Below are 17766 nucleotides of genomic sequence, written 5' to 3'. Positions count from 1 at the left end.
AAGGAAGTTGAGGGAATAGTAATGACACATGACATCCGCACCACCGCCGCACTGATCGCCGAGCCCGTCGCCGGCGACACCGCATCCCGTGAAGCGGCCGACCGCGAGCTCTTCGCCGCGCGCGCCGAGCTCGCCTCGCTAGGAGCAGCCGCATCGCCTTCACGCCTTGAGCGGGCGCTGGAGCGCCTGGAGGCGGCGCAGCAGGCGTTACGGCAGCCGCTTTCCCGGGCCGCCTGATCAGGGCACGGCATCAGACCAAGTCTGCACGGCTGATGTGGTCAACGTTCGCCAGATCACGAAAGTAAGTCGTCGAATCCACTGCCGCAGGTACCGGGAGCGATGCGAGGATGAGCGCATCCGCCCAGGAGCCCGAGGAGGACCTATGACCCAGCTCGCCGCCGGTGACCGCGCCCCGGAGTTCGCCCTGCCCGACCAGGACGGCCGCACCGTGACCCTCGACGACCTTCGTGCCAGCACGGACAAGGGCGTCATCGTCTACTTCTACCCCAAGGCCAGCACTCCGGGATGCACCAAGGAGGCCTGCGACTTCAGGGACTCCTTGGAAGGGCTCAAGGCGGCCGGCTACGCCGTCGTCGGTATCTCCCCGGACCCCGTGACCGCGCAGGCCCGGTTCTCCAGCCGCCACGACCTGCCCTTCCCCCTGCTGTCGGACGCCGACCACGCCGTCATGGAGGCCTGGGGCGTGTGGGGCGAGAAGAAGAACTACGGCAAGGTCTACACGGGGGTCATCCGCTCAACCGTGGTGGTGGCGCCCGACGGAATCGTGACGCTGGCCCAGTACAACGTCCGGGCCACAGGGCACGTCAAGCGGCTGCGAGCCGCGCTCGGCATGGACTGACGAAGGGCCTCAGAACCCGTACAGTCCCCATACTCCCCTCGCCCGGGCGGTTTCGACGACAGCAGGACAGAATAACCACCGCTTTCCGATATCCGGGCTGGAGTCGGTAGAGTGGGCCCCGCACAGCGCGAGTGGCGGAATTGGTAGACGCCCCAGGTTTAGGTCCTGGTGCCTTCGGGCGTGAGGGTTCGAGTCCCTTCTCGCGTACCGTTCTCGTACATCTCGGCACCGTCAGGCGCGCGGATGCTGATGAGCGCGGTCACGCCCCGTTCCTGCCGACCGGCTTACGCACGGCCGTAACCCTGGTGAGCCTGCTGAAGCAGCGCCAGCAGGTCCTCCTTCCCGCCTTCCAGGGTGGCCGGGAGGTAGACGCGCCCCTCTCTGACGGTTCCCCGATCCGCCAGCTCGTTGACCTGCTGGCTCAGCTGGGCAGTGGTGGCGTCGTGGCTGCGCATCTGCTGCCCCAGAGGTGTCAGGGTGTAGCCAACCACCAGCTGTGCTCGCGCGCCGCCGGGGCTGATCTCCTCCACGAAGAACTCGGCGATATCCGTCCAGCGCGCGGCCTCGTTGATGACATAGGACTGACCGGTACGCCGCTCCAGGCGTATGCCTTCGGGCGTGACCACCAGCCGGCTGCGACGAAGGATCTTCCTGACTGTGCCCGGGATGCCAATGACGCCGAAGAAGCCGACGCAGGCGATTCCGGCGAGCATGTAGAGAAGCGGCGAGCTCGACTGGTTCGCGATCAGTAGAACCACGACGCCCACCACCGTGAAGGCGATGCAGCCTAGAAGAGTCCCCCACAGACGTAAAGGGGACTCCGGAATGACAAGCATCCCGGTGGCACGCAGCTGCTCGCTGTGCTGGCGGACTCGCCCCGCATCGATTCCCATGCGACTCTCCTTCATCTACCGATCGGTACGATAGGCTGCGCTCTCACTGTAACCCCGCCGGAGCGCCTCTGCAGACCAACCGGCCTACATAACCAGCAGCCATCGTCCACCCGGCATCGGAGAGGCCCATGAAAGAGAACTCCTTCCATCCGGAGGCACCCGCCTTCGACGTCGTGCTGGCGCAGACGATCGCCAGACACTTCCGAGGCGCCACCATCGAGGCCATCGACGACGTCCAAACGGTCCGCCTGGGCGACGGCCTTCCCACCATCGGGTGCTTCATCGACGAGGTTCAGGACCGTCAACCGTATGGCGCGTTCATCTTCCTCCAGATCAGTGGAGGCGCCTTCGGGGACCGTAGGACGCTGGTGACGGCCAGCGGTTACGGATCCAGTCAGCTGGAGTCTGTCGTCACCGCGGGGTGCAACTGGGCCTGCGCCTTCGGCCCTGTCCTTCTGGCCGGAATCGGCCGCCCGGAGCTGATCGACTCCAACGATCCCGACTTCGAGCAGTTCGAGGCCACTGTGGGAGGCAGACGCTACCGGGTGACCACCGGTCATCTTGACCGAAGCATGAACATGCCGATTGAGGAGGTGACGGCATACCGGCAGCGGCTGGGCGGCCCCCGTGCCCTGACCGACAGGGTGCTCTCCAGTCCTCTGATTCCCGCCACTCGTTCCAGTGAGGCGGTGGCACTGGGCTGCTATGCGGCGATCGGGTCCTTCTCGACCACCGAGCTCAAACTCGCCGGTGCCGACTGGTCGGCAGGGCTCAGTGTCCTTGAGTCGATCCCGCCCGAGCCAGGCGGTCACCGCATGCTGCGGGAGTGGTCGGTGCTGACGCCCTTGGAGCCCGCCCCTCCCCTCACGAGAGACGGGCTGCAGCACACGCTCAACCTGATCAGTGCCGCCTCTGACGATCCCGGCAGCGAAGCCGGCTGGCTCGGTGCCCGCCACCACGGTATGAGGCTGGGGCCACCGAGTCTGCCCTCGGGACTCTCGTTACCCGAGGACATGCGCTGGTTCCTCAGTACCATCGCAGGCTCGGGCGCGGGCCCCGGCTACGGGCTGGACATCTACCCCGCCGACGACGGAGGCATCCACCTCGCCGACGCCGGATGCGGCGCCGAGTGGCGCATGAGCCCCTACGACGGCAGCGTCTGGCTGGACTCACGAGCCTGCGACGACGGTTTCACCCGTGTCGCACCGAGCTTCATCGCCTGGTACGAGGCCTGGCTCGACCATGCCATCCGCGGCGGCGGATCGTTTGCGCAGTGGTCCTACCGGGTCGACGCCGCCTACAAGATGCTGGAGCAGAGCGCCGCCGAGTACGGCGTCGAGCGCCTCCCGGAGACCGTCACGCGGGTCAAGATCCAGACCCCGACCAAGGCCTTCGGCCCCTGTCACTCCTGCCAGATCGTCTATGCCCGGTGCGGCGTGCCGGAGTCGGTCTTCATCACCGCACCGTCCCCGGCGTCCTGACTCACTCCTCGTGCTGGACGACCTCGAAACCGAGGACCTCCACGCTCATACCGCGGCGCTTGTCGTCCTCGTGTCCGCCGGAGGGGCGCGCGGACTGCCAGCGCTCGTAGTCCTCGCGCGTGTCCCACCGGGTCACCACGAAGTAGCGGTCCTCGCCGACGACCGGGCGCAGCAGCTCGAAGCCCTGAAAACCCTGCGAGGCGTCGACACCGCGCTTACGTGCGGCAAAACGCTTCTCGATCTCGGCCTCGGCGCCCTCGGGGAAGGTCAGCGCGGTGATGTTGACATAGGTCATGGCGTTCTCCTCGGTGTCTCCGTCGGCTCCAGGCCGACTAGGTCACGCAACGAACGCTACCGCCTGACCACCGCCTCGGACTACAGCCCTGCCCGACGACCTCGCCCGTTGACGTCGATATCCCGGCCTCGGCGTCTCGAGCAGCCGAGCCGGACCCGGGGGCGGGTGCACGCCGGGTAGCCTGACCCCATGACAACTGCCCCGTTCACCCGCAAGGACGGCCGCGCCGTCGACGAGCTTCGCCCCGTGATCGTGACCCGTCACTGGCTCGACCACGCCGAGGGATCGGTCCTGGTGACCTTCGGACGCACGCGCGTGCTGTGCGCCGCCTCCTTCACCGAGGGCGTCCCGCGCTGGCGCAAGGGCAGTGGCGAGGGCTGGGTGACCGCCGAGTACGCCATGCTCCCCCGGGCCGGGTCGGAGCGCTCCAGCCGAGAGTCCGTGCGCGGCAAGGTCGGTGGCCGCACTCACGAGATCTCCCGCCTCATCGGCCGTAGCCTGCGCGGCATCATCGATGTGGCCGCACTGGGCGAGAACACGATCGCCCTGGACTGCGACGTCCTGCAGGCCGACGGCGGTACCCGCACCGCGGCGATCACCGGCGCCTACGTGGCCCTGGCCGACGCTGTCGCCTGGGGAACCGAGCGGGGGCTCATCAAGGCCCGCCCCGGCAAGCCGGTGCTGTCCGACTCCCTGTCGGCCATCTCGGTGGGGATCATCGACGGCGAGCCCTGCCTCGATCTGCCCTATGAGGAGGACGTGCGCGCCGAGACCGATATGAACGTCGTCCAGACCGGGGACGGCCGGTTCATCGAGGTCCAGGGAACCGCCGAGCACGCCCCCTTCGACCGCTCCGAGCTCGGGGCGCTCCTTGATCTGGCAGCCGCGGGCAACGCCCGGCTCGCCGCGATCCAGCGCCGCGCCCTGGCCGGCCCCAGCGGTGAGCCCTTCACCGTCTCATCTACCGCCCCGGACGCCTCCGGGTCCTCGGCGTTCACGGGAGCCTGATCCATGAGCGCCTCCTCCCACACCGACGACGTCCCCCCGGTCACGAATCGGGTCGAGGTGCCGGCCGGCGCCCGTCTTGTCCTGGCCACCCACAACGCCGGCAAGCTGGCCGAGCTGCGGCAGATCCTGGAGCCGCTGGTGCCGGGGCTGGATCCCGGCTCCATCATCTCGGCCGCCCAGCTCCAGGCACCCGAGCCGGTGGAGGACGGCCTGTCCTTCGCCGACAACGCCCTGCTCAAGGCCCGAGCCCTGGCCCGGGCCACGGGCCTGCTCGCGGTCGCCGATGACTCGGGCCTGTGCGTCGATGTGCTGGGCGGGGCTCCGGGGATCTTCTCGGCGCGCTGGAGCGGTCGGCACGGCGATGACGAGGCCAACCTCCAGCTGCTCCTGGGGCAGCTGGCCGACGTCTCTGATCCGCACCGCACCGCGAGGTTCACCTGCGCGGCCGTTGCGGTCCGGCCCGCCGTCGACGGGGCGCCGGAGCAGGTCACCACCATCGAGCGCTCCATGGAGGGGCGCCTGGCCCGCCGCCCCCGAGGTGAGGAGGGATTCGGATACGACCCGATCTTCGTTCCTCTCCAGGAGGACGAGCCCGAGGGCCGGGGCCGCACCACAGCCCAGATGGCCCCTGAGGAGAAGCACGTCATCTCCCACCGGGGCCAGGCCTTCCGCGACCTTGCACCCGTCCTGGCCAAGATCCTGAGTCGTTAAGCCCCCGGTGCCGTCGCCACGGGTCGTCTCAGTAGTGCGTGACCACCGTGGTGCCGATCTCGGACCACTGCCAGATCGCCTGAGCGTCCGCCACCGGGATGTTGATGCAGCCGTGCGAGGACTCGTCCGTGCCGATACCGAACTCCTTGACCCACGGGGCGCCGTGGAGGGCATAGCTCTTGTGCCAGTAGCTCACCCAGGGAACACCGCGCTCGCAGTAGGGCCACTCGGGGGTGCACCCCATGTCCTGGGCCTGGTAGCGCAGATAGATCTTGTGGGTGCCGGTCACGGTCTCGTGCCCGACGCCACCGTGGTTGATGAGAACCGGCCCGTAAACGACTTTCTGCCCCTCGTAGGCGGTCAGCGTTGAGTCGGTCAGGTTGACGTCGATCCACTTCTCCCCCGCCCTGGCCTGGTAGGCGAAGCGCTCCGGCCCGCTGGGCACCACTCGGCTCTCGGTGGAGTGGGGGACCTCGTTCCAGCTGATCTCCTGGCTGGTGCTCCTGATCTGGCCGAGCCCCTGGGCCAGTGCCGTCGCAACGGCGTCAACATTGCCCGCATGCCTTCCGGGCTTGCCCGGACGGGCGAGCTGGAGCACCGTCCCGGCGGAGTCGACGTTGTTGATGGCGTTGACCGGGTTCCGCTCCGCCTCCGTCGTCAACGAGGAGACCCAGGCCCTGACCTTCTCCTGAGAGACCACTGGTACGATACGGCCCTCCTTGACTGGGAAGTCGATCCACGAGGCCTTCTGGGCCCGGGTGGCCGTGTGCACCGTGCCATCGACCGTCACCGAGAGCTCGGCGTCCAGCAGCGCGGTGGCCGATCGTGCCGCACCCCGTGCCTCCTCGGTACTCACCGTGGGCTCGGCCCGGCGGATCGACACCGACGCCACGTGGTCGGAGAACCTGCTCGCGGCGGTGTCGAGGGCCGCGTCGAGGTCACCGGGCTCGATGCCCTCGCCTGATCTCCCAGGGAGGGCGGTAAAAGCACCGCTTCCTTCATCCCAGGTCACTGTCGGCTCGACGACGTGATCGCGCAGCGTGCTGCTCAGCTGCGCAACCAGCGCCGCACGGGCGTCCTTGTCGGTCGTGTACCTCGCCGTCACCTCCCGTTTCCTGACGATGCCGCGCAGGAGAGCCATCGGCGAGCCGGCTCCGGACACGGCGGCCTCCGCCGTCGCACGGACGTCGACCCGGGCGATCTGGGAGAGCGGAACGGTGGTGGACGCTCCTTTGACGGTCAGGGTCAGCGAGGCTGATGCGGCTCGCTGGGACACGAACGCGGTCAGGGTCTGCCGATCCATTCCGGACACGTCCTGTCCCATGAGGATGGTTCCGCGAGGAGCTCGCCCCTCGTGCCTGTGCGCATAGGCGACGGATCCGCCCGCTCCTCCCGCGAGGAGGGCGACGACGGCCAGGATGCCGATCCACCGACGTGAGCGACGCTGCTTGGAAGAGTGGTGCATGGCGCCAAGGTATGAACGGTCGGGTTGCCACCCGATAAAAGAGAGTGCCCGGGAGCCGAGAAGAGCCGAGAGCCTCCCCTTGCGAGGCTATCGCCCTTCCTGCTCCTGCCGCTGCTCCTGCTGGGCGAGGCGGCGCGCCACGGGCTTGGGGGTCAGGGAGTCGTGGGCCCGCACATAACCGTAGAGCCAGCGCCACCCTCCCAGGAACACCAGAAGGAAGGTACCGGTCATCAGCGCCCAGGAGGCGCCGGCCGGGACGTCACCGAACGCCGACTGCGTGAGATGGTGCAGCGCGGTCCAGACCGCCCAGGTCAGGCCCGCAACGATAATCCCCTCGGGCAGTGCCATCTCCAGGTGATCAGGGCGGCGACGTCGAAGGAGCCAGGTAGCCCCCCAGGCGACGACCACTGCGATGGCCGCCTGCCACAGCGCGGTGACGACCTGCCCCATCGCGCGCGTCGAGGCGGCACCGAACAGGGCCACGAGCGCCACGGCCGCCAGGTCCGCGGGCACCACCAGCCACCAGCGCGTCCTGCGGTCCCGGGTCCAGGGGCAGTCCGCCCCGTCGGGAAGAGCCGGGGTGAAGGAGATCGTCCGCGGCCGTGAGGGGCGATCGTGTCCGTCGGTGCTCACAGCTCCCAGACGGCGTCCGCCGTCGCCGCCTCCAACGGGCCCGAGTAGACGGATGCGGCCTCCTTGAGGGGGACGGCCGGATCGGTCCAGGGCTGGATGTGGGTGAGGACCAGGTGGCCCGCACCGGCCTGGGCGGCCAGCTCCCCGGCGCGACGACCGGTCATGTGCATCCCGCCCACCGTGTCACGGCCCTCGACGAAGGCCGCCTCGGCCAGGAGGAGGTCCACACCTTGAGCCATGTCGCTCATGCCCTGGCAGGAGTCCGTGTCCCCGGTGAAGGCCAGGCTGACTCGCTTGGACGGGTCCTGCTCGCTCGGCCCCTCGATCCGGTACCCGTAGGCCTCCACCGGGTGGAGGGCCTCGAAGGGCGAGATCACCATGGGGCCGACGCTGTAGGACCTGCCGGGCACCGCGGTGACGAATCCGAACTCCGTGGCGTAGCGCTCGCTGGGAGGCACGCCGTCGACCCCCTGAAGACGCTCCAGCAGCTCCGAGGGCCCCAGGCAGGCAACCGGTCCGAGCGCGCCGGTGGGAAGCCAGCGCCGGTAGACGTGCATCCCCACCAGGTCGACCATGTGGTCGGCGTGGCAGTGCGAGATCGCGATGGCGTCGAGCTCGGCGGGATCAAGGTGTCGCAGCAGCTGGCCCATTGACCCCGGCCCGAGGTCCAGCACGATCGAGTAGGTGCGCAGCGCGCCGTCGGCATCGACTCCGTCGGCCTGAACCAGGTAGGAGGAGGCCGAGGACTGGGGACCCGACATGGATCCCGAGCAGCCGATAATCGTGAGTCTCATGCAGATCCTTCAGAGGGCGGTGGGAAGCGGGGAAAGGTCGGGCGGCTCGCGGTGGGCGCCCGCGGCATCAGAGGCGAAGGCGACACGCTCGACGACGGCGACCTCGGGCCCGAGGAAGCGCCGAGCCAGCACCGAGAAGGCCTCCGGGTCACCGGTGGAGCGGAACTCGTGACGCGGCTCGGGACCGTCGGGGCCGCGCAGGAGGTCCTTGCGGGCCAGCGCCCGGTAGACGTCCTTGGCGGTCTCGTCCGAGGAGGTCACCAGGGTCACGTCCTCCCCCATCATGTAGGAGATCGGCCCGACCAGCAGGGGGTAGTGGGTGCATCCCAGGATAAGGGTGTCCACGCCGGCGGCCTTGATGGGAGCGAGGTACTCCTCGGCGACGTCGAGCACCTCCGGACCGGTGGTCACGCCTCGCTCGGCGAGCTCGACGAAGCGCGGGCAGGCCTGTGAGAAGAGCTCGACCCCGGGCACGGCCTGGAGCGCGTCGTCGTAGGCGCGCGAGTCAACCGTCCCTCGGGTGGCGATCAGACCCACCCTGCCGTTGCGGGTCACCCGGGCCGCCGTGCGCGCCGCCGGGTGAATCACCTCGATGACCGGGACGCCTCTCCCCAGCGTGTAGCGCTCACGCGCATCGTGCAGGACGGCCGCGGAAGCGGTGTTGCAGGCGATGACGAGCAGCTTGACCCCGCGGTCCACGAGCTCGTCCATGATGCTCAGGGCCAGGGAGCGGACCTCGGCGATGTCCCTGGGACCATAGGGACCGTTGGCGGTGTCCCCGATGTAGAGCACCTGCTCATGGGGCAGCTGGTCGAGGACAGAACGGGCGACGGTGAGGCCACCGACCCCAGAGTCGAACATCCCGATCGGAGCATCATTCACACAGCGAGACTATGCGGGCCCTGTGCCCCCGAACAGCGCGGATACCAGTGATTCCTGCCACCAGGTGACCATGTCGTAGACGAGCGCAGTGCCCCGGTACCACTGCTCGTGAGGCGTCTCGCTCTCAGGGGCCTCCTGGAAGGCGACGTCGTGGACGCGCCCGGCGTCCTGAGACGAGTCGATGCCCAGGCGCTGAGCCAGCACGAGGCGGATGTCGTTGATCGCACCCAGCCAGTCCGACTCCTGACCGAGCGCCACCAGGATCGTTCCCTCAGGCCCCGACGGGGCACGCAGCTCGGCGGCCAGCCGCGCCAGGCGGTCGACCTTGCCGTCTCGCAGGCGCCCACGGGTCAGGCTGCTCACCTCCATCGCGGTCACCGGGTCCTCGGAGGCCTGCGGAAGCAGGATGCCGACGACCGGATCCGTCGTCGACCGGCCGACGTGAACGCGATTGGCCGGCGGATCGAGATCGAGGTCCAGAGCCGCCAGGACCTCGCGATCCCGCTCGCTCTCCCCTGGGCGCCCCGGATCGGTACGGGGCGATGACGACGCGGCGGGCTCGTCCGCCCCCGCATCGGCGGGATCATCCGCCTGGAGAAGAGTCCTGACCTCAAGGGCCAGCCGGGCGAGAAGCTCACGCTCCCAGTCGTCGAGGCCGCAGGCCAGCCCCTGAGAGACTCGTCGGAAGGCTCGCACTACTCTCCTCCTGCGGAATCGCTCGCAGACCCGTCATCATCGCCCAGGGGCTCGATCGTGGCCCGCAGACCGTAGCCGTGCATCGCGGTCACATCGACCTCCATGCGCTCGCGGGCTCCCCGGGAGACCACAGCGCGGCCGGTGGTGTGCACCTGCATCATGCGCGCCTCGGCCACGGGCAGGGAGAAGCCGAAGTAGGAGTGGAAGACCCAGGTCACATAGCTCATCGTGTTGACCGGGTCGTCATGAACCACGGTGCACCACAGACGCTGGGCACGGACACGCGTCTCCTCCAGGATCTCCGGTTCCGCGACGGGCAACGAGGCGCTCATGCCTCCAGGGTAGCGGCGAGGCGCGATAGGTTGTTCCCGTGAACGACTACGTGCCCGCTGCCGCCGCTGCCTCGATCGACGTGTCCGCGGCCTCGACCTCACTGCTGACCGACATGTATGAGCTCACCATGCTCCAGGGAGCGCTGGCATCGGGGACCGCCACGAGACGCAGCGTCTTCGAGCTCTTCGGCCGCAGGCTTCCCGGCTCGCGCCGCTTCGGCGTCGTCGCGGGCACCGGCCGGCTGCTGGACGCCATCGAGGCCTTCACCTTCACCCCCGCCCAGATCGACTTCCTGCACCGCACCGGGGTCGTCAATGATGAGACCCTGGACTTCCTGCGCGGCTACCGCTTCACCGGCACGATCCGGGGCTACGCCGAGGGCGAGTGCTACTTCGCAGGCTCCCCGCTGCTGACCGTCGAGGGGACCTTCGCCGAGGCCTGCATCCTGGAGACCCTGGCCCTGTCGATCTACAACTACGACTGCGCCGTCGCCGCAGCTGCCTCCCGCATGACGATCGCCGCCCACGGGCGTCCTTGCGTGGACTTCGGCGCTCGCCGCGCCCACGAGCTGGCGGCCGTGGCCGCTGCCCGGGCGTCGGTGGTCGGTGGTTTCGTGGGGACAAGCAACCTGGAGGCGGGGCTCCTCTACGGGATTCCCACGGTAGGAACCTCGGCGCACTCCTTCACCCTTCTGCACGACACCGAGGAGGAGGCCTTCGCCGCTCAGGTGGCCAGCCTGGGTCCGAGCACCACCATCCTGGTGGACACCTACGACATCGCCACCGGCGTGGAGCGCGCGGTCAAGGCGGCGCGGGCCGCGGGCGGGGAGCTCGGAGCAGTACGTCTGGACTCCGGCGACCTGGTGGCCGAGGCCTTCAAGGTGCGCGCCCAGCTCGACGCCCTGGGAGCGACGACGACGAAGATCACCGTCACCAACGACCTCGACGAGCACGCCATCGCCGCGCTGGGGGCGGCCCCCGTGGACTCCTACGGGGTGGGCACCAAGCTCGTCACCGGGTCGGGTCGCCCAACCGCTGCGCTCGTCTACAAGCTGGTGGAGCGCGAGGGGGCCGACGGCGCCATGGAGGAGGTCGCCAAGTTCTCCTCGGGCGGCAAGTCCACCGTGGGGGGGCGCAAGTGGGCCGGTCGCACCCTCACTGCCGAGGGCACGGCGGCCGAGGAGCTGGTGGTCTCCTGCAGCTCTCGCGAGCAGGGACTGGGGGCCTTGGAGGAGGCCGGTGCCCGGCCGCTCCAGGTGCTCCTGGTCGATGAGGGCACGATCATTGAGGAGCACCGCGGCCAGGAGGCGCTGAGCACGGCGGCGGAGAGGCACCGGGCGTCCCGCGCCGAGCTGCCCTACGACGCCTGGCGTCTGAGCGATGGCGAGTCGGCCCTGCCCACCCGCCACGTCGACCTCGACGGACGCGGCGCCACCCGGCGCTGAGCCACCAGGGACGTCGTATCGGATCCGTCGTATCCGGATCCTCCGAGCCGTTCAGCGCTTACCGACGAACCAGCGCCGCAGGGTCTGGATGCGCTTCTCGATCTCCTCGGTGGAGGCCGCCGCCACCTCAGGGCCTCCGCACACGCGTCGAAGCTCATTGTGCACGACACCGTGCGGCTGGCTGGAGCGGCGGGCCCAGGCAGCCACCAGCTGGGAGAGCTCCTTACGGGCGGCGGCCCGGCGCCGGGCGTCGTCGACGCCCGAGTTCTTCCGCCTGCGGGCCTCGGCCGCCGCCTGCTTCTTCTGGGAGGCGATCTGCTTGTCCTGACGCTGGCGCAGCAGGGCGGTCACCTGCTCGGGCTCCAGCAGCCCCGGCAGTCCCAGGTACTCCTGCTCCTCGATGCTGCCGACCATGGCGCCGGTTCCGAACTCGCCGCCGTCGAAGAGGACCCGGTCGAACTCGGCCTGGCTGTCCATGGCCTCGAAGCCGGGCAACAGTGCGTCCGAGGCGTTCTCAGTCCTGTTGGCCTCGGCGAGCAGCCGGTCCTCGGGGCTGAACAGGGCGTCCTCCTGCGCCGCCGAGTCGGGGCGGCTCAGGACGTGGTCGCGGGCCACCTCCATCTCCCCGGCCAGGGCCAGCAGAGGAGTCACCGAGGGCAGGAAGACGGAGGCTATCTCGCCGCGGGCCCGTGAGCGCACGAAGCGCCCCACGGCCTGGGCGAAGAAGAGCGGGGTGGAGGTCGAGGTGGCATAGACGCCCACGGCGAGCCGGGGGACGTCGACGCCCTCGGAGACCATGCGCACAGCCACCAGCCAGCGGTCGGTGGACGCGGAGAAGGCCTCGATGCGGCTGGAGGCGCCGTTGTCGTCGGAGAGGACCACGGTGGGGGCCTGGCCGGTGATGGCGCGCAGCTGCTTGGCGTAGGCGCGGGCCTTGGCCTGGTCGGAGGCGATGACGAGGCCTCCGGCGTCGGGCACCTGACGGCGTACCTCGCTCAGGCGCTGGTCGGCGGCGGCCAGGACCGCGGGGATCCACTCCCCCGTCGGGTCGAGCGCGGTGCGCCATGCCTGGGACTCCAGGTCCTTGGTGAGGGGCTCGCCCAGGCGGGCCGCGACCTCATCGCCCGCCTTGGTGCGCCAGCGCATCTGTCCTGAGTAGGACATGAACATCACCGGGCGCACGACGCCGTCGCGCAGCGCGTCGGAGTAGCCGTAGGAGTAGTCCGCCTGGGAGCGCTTTGAGCCGGAGGCGTCCTCCTGGTAGCGCACGAACGGGATCGGGGAGGTGTCGGAGCGGAAGGGGGTTCCGGTCAGGGCCAGCCGGCGGCGTGCCGGCGTGAAGGCCTCGCGTATCGCGTCGCCCCAGCTCAGAGCGTCTCCACCGTGGTGGATCTCGTCGAGGATGACGAGGGTGCGGGCCTGGTCCGTGCGGGCGCGGTGCAGGTTGGCGTTGGCGGCCACCTGCGCGTAGGTCAGGGCGACACCGTCGAATCGCGATCCCAGCGCTCCTTGGGAGTTGGAGTAGGAGGGGTCGATGTGGATACCGACGCGGGCGGCGGCCTCGGCCCACTGGTACTTGAGGTGCTCGGTGGGGCAGACGATCGTCACCTTGTGGACGTCACCGGAGCTGAGCAGCTCGGTGGCCACCCGCAGCGCGAAGGTCGTCTTACCGGCCCCGGGCGTGGCCACCGCCAGGAAGTCCTGAGGCATCGTCTCCAGGTACTGCCCCAGGGCTGCGGCCTGCCAGGCACGCAGTGATCCTGCCGTCCCCCAGGCTGCGCGGCGCGGGTAGGCCGGGGAGAGGTTCTGGGCCGCCGACGTCGAGGCGCGCGTCGGGGTGGGATGGGTCGCCTGGCCGCCGCGGGCGACGTTCACCGACCGCCTCGCCCGAAGGGGAAGCGCGGGAAGCGAGGGCCCTTGCCGCCGCCGGACTCGTCCCCGCCACGCATCTCCTCGTAGATGGACTTGCAGGTGGGGCACACCGGGTACTTCGACGGGTCCCGGCCGGGCGTCCACACCTTGCCGCACAGGGCGACGACGGGACGCCCGGTGACGGCGGCCGCGGCGATCTTGTCCTTGCGGACGTAGTGAGCGAAACGGTCCGCGTCGCCGTCGTCGGTCGACTGGAGCTCCTCGCGCTCCAGGACGGCCGTACCGACGCCCTGAGTGGGCTCGGCGGCCGGGTCGGTCGGAGCTCCGGGCGATCCCGGGTCAGCACTGGCGAGGACGTCTGTCATACCGCCCAGTCTAAGTCGGACGGTGCGCCCTGACAGTCGCCCACCCCGCCCTGTCCCTGTGGGGAGACTCTCCCTGAGGTGCTCGACGCCGTCGTCAGGGCTTCGAGGTGAGCCGGCTGGCAGCCGCCGGGTCGACCAGCACCAGGGCGTCGTCGTGGCGCTGCATGACGGTTGCGGGCCACTCGGGACTCACCTCGCCCTCCACGAGATGGGCGATGGCCTCGGCCTTGCCCTCCCCGGTGGCGATGAGGACGAGCTTGCGGGCCTCCATGATCGTGGCCAGCCCCTGGGTGATGCACTTGGTGGGCACGGCGTCGACGTCACCGCCGAAGAAGCGGGCGTTGTCGCGGCGGGTCTGCTCGTGGAGCTGATCGACGTGTGTGCGCGAGTCGAGGGCGCCACCGGGCTCGTTGAAGCCGATGTGCCCATCGGAGCCGATACCGAGGATCTGCAGGTCGCAGTAGCCGGCCGCCGCCATCTGGGCCTCATAGTCCCGGCACGCGGCCTCGAGGTCCTGGCTCAGCGCGTCCGGGCCGTGAAGGGCACCGGGGCGCATGTCAACGCGAGAGCGCAGATTGGTCTCCATGAAGGTGGCGTAGCGCTCCGGGTGCCCTGCGGGCAGGCCGACGTACTCGTCGAGCATGAAGCCGGTGACCTCGGCGAAGCTGAGACGACCCGCGGCGCAGCGAGCAGCGAGCTCGTCATACAGGGGCAGGGGCGAGGAGCCGGTGGCGGTCCCCAGCACGGCTGCCGGTTTGTCCCTGAGCAGCGTCTCGATCTCGTCGGCCGCCCGCTGCGCGAGCGCCTGCGCGGAGTCCAGAATGACAAGCTGCACGATGATGTCCTCTCTGACATAACAACTGGGTGTACTGAGTCTACTGACCTCTGTGAGCCGCTGCGTATTGAGCGACTTTACAGCAATCCTACCTCAACTCGTCAGAATCAATCAGTCTGTCGTGTGTGACCGCGGCAATTACACCGGCTGTGAGTGCCCCGGCCAGGCGTGGATCGTGGCCAGGACCTGCGGTCCGCGCCGGTCGAGCAGACGGCCGCCCAGGATGACCCCGCCCCAGAGCGCCAGACCGCACCACGTGGCCCCCAGCAGGAGGGCCACCCACCCCCACAGCGGCAGGCCCTGGGCGATGCCGTAGACCGCGACCCCGAGCACGGGCGAGCAGACGGCGAGCAGGAGAAGCATGGCCACCATCTGGACGATGGAGGCGACAACAGCCGTTCCCGACGTCCGCGAGCGCATGGGACTGTCTCCGGGGGCGAGCGTCTCATAGGGCAGAAGGACGCTGGTGAGGCAGGACCATGCCAGCGCGCAGCCGTAGACAGCCAGGCTCGCACCGGTCACTGCCGGCAGCGCCTCCCAGTACCCGGTCCACAGGCTCATGAGCAGCTCGACGGCGAGCAGAGTGGGGACCTGCCACGCAGCCGCTGCGGCGACTCGCCCCAGCCGGTCGTGCGCTCCGCTGATGCCGGCGCTGACGTGGCTCCACAGGGCGGTGGAGTCCAGGCCGAGGTCGTCGTGGACCACCCATCCCATGAACATCGCCAGCGCGGGCGCCATGCCCAGCAGGAACACCGGTGCGTGCCCGAGGGCGAGGCTGCCGCCCAGCCGTTGACCGTTGACGACGAGGATGAATCGACTTGAGTTCATGGCGGGAACCAGGACGAGGAGGACCGGCACGAGCATGACGGACAGGAGCTGGAGCAGGTACCTGGGGTCGGTGCGCCAGTAGCGCAGGCAGCGGGCCGCCACGGCGGCAGCGGGCACAGGCAGGACGGCGGTCAGCCGACTGGCCCATGGCAGCACATCGGGCTGGTTGCGGTGCTGCGGGTCAGAGCCCGCGCCGCTGGCCTCGTAGGCGCGCGTCCGGGTGCGAGACGCACCGGGGGAGGTCATCACCTTGCCCACAACGCGCTGCCACAGGGGAAGCAGGGCCACGGGGATGACCCAGGCGCCGATCGTCAGCGCCAGCGCCGACAGCACCGAACCGGTGGCCATGAGGCCGGGGGCGGCGAAGGCCCAGCCGAAGGGGGACAGCCCCAGGACCCGCGCAACGGTCCTGAGCCGCTCAAGGAAGCCGACGACGTCGTCCCCGATGAGCCTGGGGATCAGGTTCGGCAGCTGCGTGACCAGCAGGAAGGACAGGAAGGCGATGATCGCCGTCGTCTCACGTCCTCGCCGGGAGGAGGAGATCCCCGCGGCTGTCACGACGATCCGGGAGAGGATGACGCAGGTGGCCAGGGCCGCCGGAGCGCACAGCAGTGCCAGCAGCGCCGCCGGGACCTGTCCGGCCACCGACCAGGTGAGGACTGGGACAAGACAGACGACGGCCGTCAGGCAGCCGGGAACGCCGAGGGCCCCGGCGGCCAGCAGCCCGGCCGCCAGCCCTCGCGACGGCGCGGCCCAGGCGGCCATGGCTCGGGGGTCGAGGGTGGAGTCGACCCCGGTGACAAGCAGCGGCACCACTGCCCAGCCCGCCACCAGCAGCGCCCCGAGGGATCCCAGGAGGAGCGCTATGACCTGCGGGTCCGCTCCCAGCCCGAGTCCGATGGCACCGGCCAGCACCAGGCCGAGCGCTCCCAGCCCGTACAGAGCGCCGATCACGGTGCCGACGGCGGCCCAGGCGTTCTTGGTCAGGGCGTTGAGGGTCAGGCGCCACTTCAGCTTGACGAGGGTCGCAACCATGCCAGCCCCTCCGTCCGCACCTGCGCCCCCACCAGCTCGGTGAAGCGCTGCTCGAGGTCCCCGCCCGCGGCGACCTGCTGCGTCGTCCCCGCAGCGACGACCCGGCCGGCGTTGATGATCGCCACGTGGTCGCACAGGCGCTGCACCGTGGCCATGACATGGCTGGAGATGACCACGGTGCCCCCGGCGGCGGCGTAGTCGCGCAGGATCGCCTGGATCGTCTGCGCCGAGATCGGGTCGACGGCCTCGAAGGGCTCGTCCAGGACCAGGATGGAGGGCGAGTGCACCATGGCGCAGGCTAGGTGGATCTTCTTGCGCATTCCCGCCGAGTAGTCGGCCACCAGGGTCGTTCCGGCGTCCCACAGTCCCAGGACCTTGACCAGCTCAGTCGCCCGAGGCACGACGACATCGCGCTCCAGCCCTCGCAGGAGGCCGGAGTAGGTGACGAGCTCAAGACCGTTGAGACGGTCGAAGGTGCGCAGCCCGTCGGGCAGAACCCCCAGGAGAGTCTTGGCCCGCCGGGGCTCGGCCCACACGTCGATGCCGTGGACGAGCGCCTGACCGGCATCGGGACGCAGCAGGCCGGTGGCCATCGACAGGCTGGTCGTCTTGCCGGCGCCGTTGGGGCCGACGATGCCGTAGAAGCTGGAGACCGGGATGTCGAGACTGAGCCGATCCACCGCGACCTTGCGATCGAAGGTCTTGACCAGGCCCACCATCTGGAGCGCCGGTACGGAGGCGGGGCCGGGCGGAGCCCCTGCCGGGGCGGCAGCCGTGCGGGCGCCGTCGGACGGATCTGCGGCAGAGGTAAAAGCGGACATGCGTCCACTGTAAAAGCAGCTGCCTATTCAGCCCTCCGCCGACAGGAGGAGATCGACGGCCGCGGTCTACTCCGCCAGGACCTCCCTGACCATCGTCAGCAGGAGGCCGGTCCACATGAATGATTCCGGCCCGCCGCCGCACCTCGATGGGGCGGCAACGGACCGGAATCAGGACGTCAGGGGCGCGGCCCCACGTATCACTCGGCGACAGCCTTCTTCAGCGAGGAGCCCACGGTGACCTTGACGCCGTAGCCGGCGGGGATCTGGATCTCCTCACCGGTGCGGGGGTTACGGCCAGTACGTGCGGCACGCTCGACGCGCTCGATACCCATGAGGCCGGTGATCTTCACGGCCTCACCCTTGGCGACGTTCTCAACGAGGACATCCTGGAAGGCTCCCAGGAAGGCGTCGGCGTCGGTCTTGGTCAGGCCGGCCTTCTCGGCGATGGCGGCGATGAGCTCGGTGCGGTTGACGGACATGTCTTCCCTCTCGATCGTGGACGGACACCCTTGTGTG

Annotated in this window: 20 protein-coding genes and 1 tRNA gene; 7 read left to right on the top strand and 14 right to left on the bottom strand. The window is 69.6% G+C overall.

The window, feature by feature from the left end:
• The first annotated feature begins 21 nt into the window (after nucleotides 1-21).
• From EL340_RS01550 to EL340_RS01540, 3 genes are all read left to right on the top strand, one after another.
• Nucleotides 22-237 carry a hypothetical protein gene (locus EL340_RS01550; protein ID WP_197722331.1) on the top strand — a complete coding sequence of 72 codons (216 nt, stop codon included), beginning with the start codon at nucleotides 22-24 and terminating at the stop codon, nucleotides 235-237.
• A 145-nt stretch (nucleotides 238-382) separates the two neighbouring features.
• Entirely contained in the window at nucleotides 383-859 is a 477-nt protein-coding gene (gene bcp, locus EL340_RS01545) for a thioredoxin-dependent thiol peroxidase (protein ID WP_126413128.1), read from the top strand.
• 125 nt (nucleotides 860-984) lie between these two features.
• A tRNA-Leu gene (locus tag EL340_RS01540) sits at nucleotides 985-1066 on the top strand.
• Between the two features lie 77 nt (nucleotides 1067-1143).
• Here EL340_RS01540 and EL340_RS01535 read toward each other — a convergent pair.
• Nucleotides 1144-1752, bottom strand: coding sequence for an STM3941 family protein (locus EL340_RS01535; protein ID WP_126413127.1), 609 nt, complete (start codon nucleotides 1750-1752; stop codon nucleotides 1144-1146).
• 128 nt (nucleotides 1753-1880) lie between these two features.
• On the opposite strand from EL340_RS01535, the gene EL340_RS01530 reads away from it, so the two are divergent.
• Nucleotides 1881-3233, top strand: coding sequence for an SMI1/KNR4 family protein (locus EL340_RS01530; protein ID WP_126413126.1), 1353 nt, complete (start codon nucleotides 1881-1883; stop codon nucleotides 3231-3233).
• A gap of 1 nt (nucleotide 3234) precedes the next feature.
• Here the strand turns inward: EL340_RS01530 and EL340_RS01525 are convergent, their stop codons facing one another.
• On the bottom strand, nucleotides 3235-3528 hold the full coding sequence (locus EL340_RS01525) for an antibiotic biosynthesis monooxygenase family protein (protein ID WP_126413125.1): 294 nt from the start codon (nucleotides 3526-3528) through the stop codon (nucleotides 3235-3237).
• Between the two features lie 189 nt (nucleotides 3529-3717).
• Between EL340_RS01525 and rph the strand changes: the two genes are divergently transcribed.
• Both rph and rdgB read left to right on the top strand, forming a co-directional pair.
• Nucleotides 3718-4536 (top strand): ribonuclease PH, encoded by an 819-nt coding sequence (gene rph / locus EL340_RS01520; protein ID WP_126413124.1) that lies wholly within the window; start codon nucleotides 3718-3720, stop codon nucleotides 4534-4536.
• 3 nt (nucleotides 4537-4539) lie between these two features.
• The gene (gene rdgB, locus EL340_RS01515; protein WP_126413123.1) at nucleotides 4540-5247 is read left to right on the top strand and encodes an RdgB/HAM1 family non-canonical purine NTP pyrophosphatase; all 708 of its coding nucleotides are present in this window, start codon (nucleotides 4540-4542) and stop codon (nucleotides 5245-5247) included.
• 28 nt (nucleotides 5248-5275) lie between these two features.
• On the opposite strand, the gene EL340_RS01510 is transcribed toward rdgB, so the two are convergent.
• The 6 genes from EL340_RS01510 to clpS form a co-directional block, all read right to left on the bottom strand.
• Nucleotides 5276-6712 carry a L,D-transpeptidase family protein gene (locus tag EL340_RS01510; RefSeq protein ID WP_126413122.1) on the bottom strand — a complete coding sequence of 479 codons (1437 nt, stop codon included), beginning with the start codon at nucleotides 6710-6712 and terminating at the stop codon, nucleotides 5276-5278.
• 87 nt (nucleotides 6713-6799) lie between these two features.
• Complete coding sequence (locus EL340_RS01505) at nucleotides 6800-7345, bottom strand: DUF3054 domain-containing protein (RefSeq protein WP_232023170.1); 546 nt, start codon at nucleotides 7343-7345, stop codon at nucleotides 6800-6802.
• Nucleotides 7342-8139 carry an MBL fold metallo-hydrolase gene (locus tag EL340_RS01500; RefSeq protein WP_126413121.1) on the bottom strand — a complete coding sequence of 266 codons (798 nt, stop codon included), beginning with the start codon at nucleotides 8137-8139 and terminating at the stop codon, nucleotides 7342-7344. Before EL340_RS01500 ends, EL340_RS01505 begins: the two co-directional genes overlap by 4 nt.
• Before the next feature lie 9 nt (nucleotides 8140-8148).
• A complete protein-coding gene (gene murI / locus EL340_RS01495) occupies nucleotides 8149-9000 on the bottom strand; it encodes a glutamate racemase (RefSeq protein WP_232023268.1) in 852 nt (283 codons plus the stop codon).
• A 30-nt stretch (nucleotides 9001-9030) separates the two neighbouring features.
• Complete coding sequence (locus EL340_RS01490; protein WP_126413119.1) at nucleotides 9031-9717, bottom strand: DUF2017 family protein; 687 nt, start codon at nucleotides 9715-9717, stop codon at nucleotides 9031-9033.
• A complete protein-coding gene (gene clpS / locus EL340_RS01485; RefSeq protein WP_164719326.1) occupies nucleotides 9717-10049 on the bottom strand; it encodes an ATP-dependent Clp protease adapter ClpS in 333 nt (110 codons plus the stop codon). Before clpS ends, EL340_RS01490 begins: the two co-directional genes overlap by 1 nt.
• 38 nt (nucleotides 10050-10087) lie before the next feature.
• Here clpS and EL340_RS01480 point away from each other — a divergent pair, with 38 nt between their 5' ends.
• Nucleotides 10088-11494, top strand: coding sequence for a nicotinate phosphoribosyltransferase (locus EL340_RS01480; RefSeq protein ID WP_126413118.1), 1407 nt, complete (start codon nucleotides 10088-10090; stop codon nucleotides 11492-11494).
• 51 nt (nucleotides 11495-11545) lie between these two features.
• Here EL340_RS01480 and EL340_RS01475 read toward each other — a convergent pair whose 3' ends face one another.
• The 6 genes from EL340_RS01475 to EL340_RS01450 all read right to left on the bottom strand — a co-directional run bounded on the left by EL340_RS01475 (nucleotide 11546) and on the right by EL340_RS01450 (nucleotide 17729).
• Nucleotides 11546-13369, bottom strand: a complete 1824-nt coding sequence (locus EL340_RS01475; protein WP_126413117.1) for a DEAD/DEAH box helicase — start codon at nucleotides 13367-13369, stop codon at nucleotides 11546-11548.
• Entirely contained in the window at nucleotides 13366-13731 is a 366-nt protein-coding gene (locus tag EL340_RS01470) for a DUF3039 domain-containing protein (RefSeq protein ID WP_126413116.1), read from the bottom strand. The genes EL340_RS01475 and EL340_RS01470 overlap by 4 nt, the downstream gene beginning before the upstream one ends.
• Before the next feature lie 94 nt (nucleotides 13732-13825).
• Nucleotides 13826-14566, bottom strand: a complete 741-nt coding sequence (nagB, locus tag EL340_RS01465) for a glucosamine-6-phosphate deaminase (protein ID WP_126413115.1) — start codon at nucleotides 14564-14566, stop codon at nucleotides 13826-13828.
• Nucleotides 14567-14704: 138 nt separating this feature from the next.
• Nucleotides 14705-16429: a transporter gene (locus tag EL340_RS01460; RefSeq protein WP_126413114.1), complete on the bottom strand. Its 1725-nt coding sequence runs from the start codon at nucleotides 16427-16429 to the stop codon at nucleotides 14705-14707.
• Complete coding sequence (locus EL340_RS01455) at nucleotides 16405-17250, bottom strand: ABC transporter ATP-binding protein (protein ID WP_126413113.1); 846 nt, start codon at nucleotides 17248-17250, stop codon at nucleotides 16405-16407. The genes EL340_RS01460 and EL340_RS01455 overlap by 25 nt, the downstream gene beginning before the upstream one ends.
• Nucleotides 17251-17447: 197 nt before the next feature.
• Complete coding sequence (locus EL340_RS01450) at nucleotides 17448-17729, bottom strand: HU family DNA-binding protein (RefSeq protein WP_003783064.1); 282 nt, start codon at nucleotides 17727-17729, stop codon at nucleotides 17448-17450.
• Nucleotides 17730-17766 lie beyond the last annotated feature (37 nt).

The sequence above is a fragment of the Actinomyces viscosus genome (assembly GCF_900637975.1).
GTDB lineage: Bacteria > Actinomycetota > Actinomycetes > Actinomycetales > Actinomycetaceae > Actinomyces > Actinomyces viscosus.
Note: the sequence above shows the minus strand (reverse complement) of the source record. Positions and strands in the feature narration are given on the sequence as shown.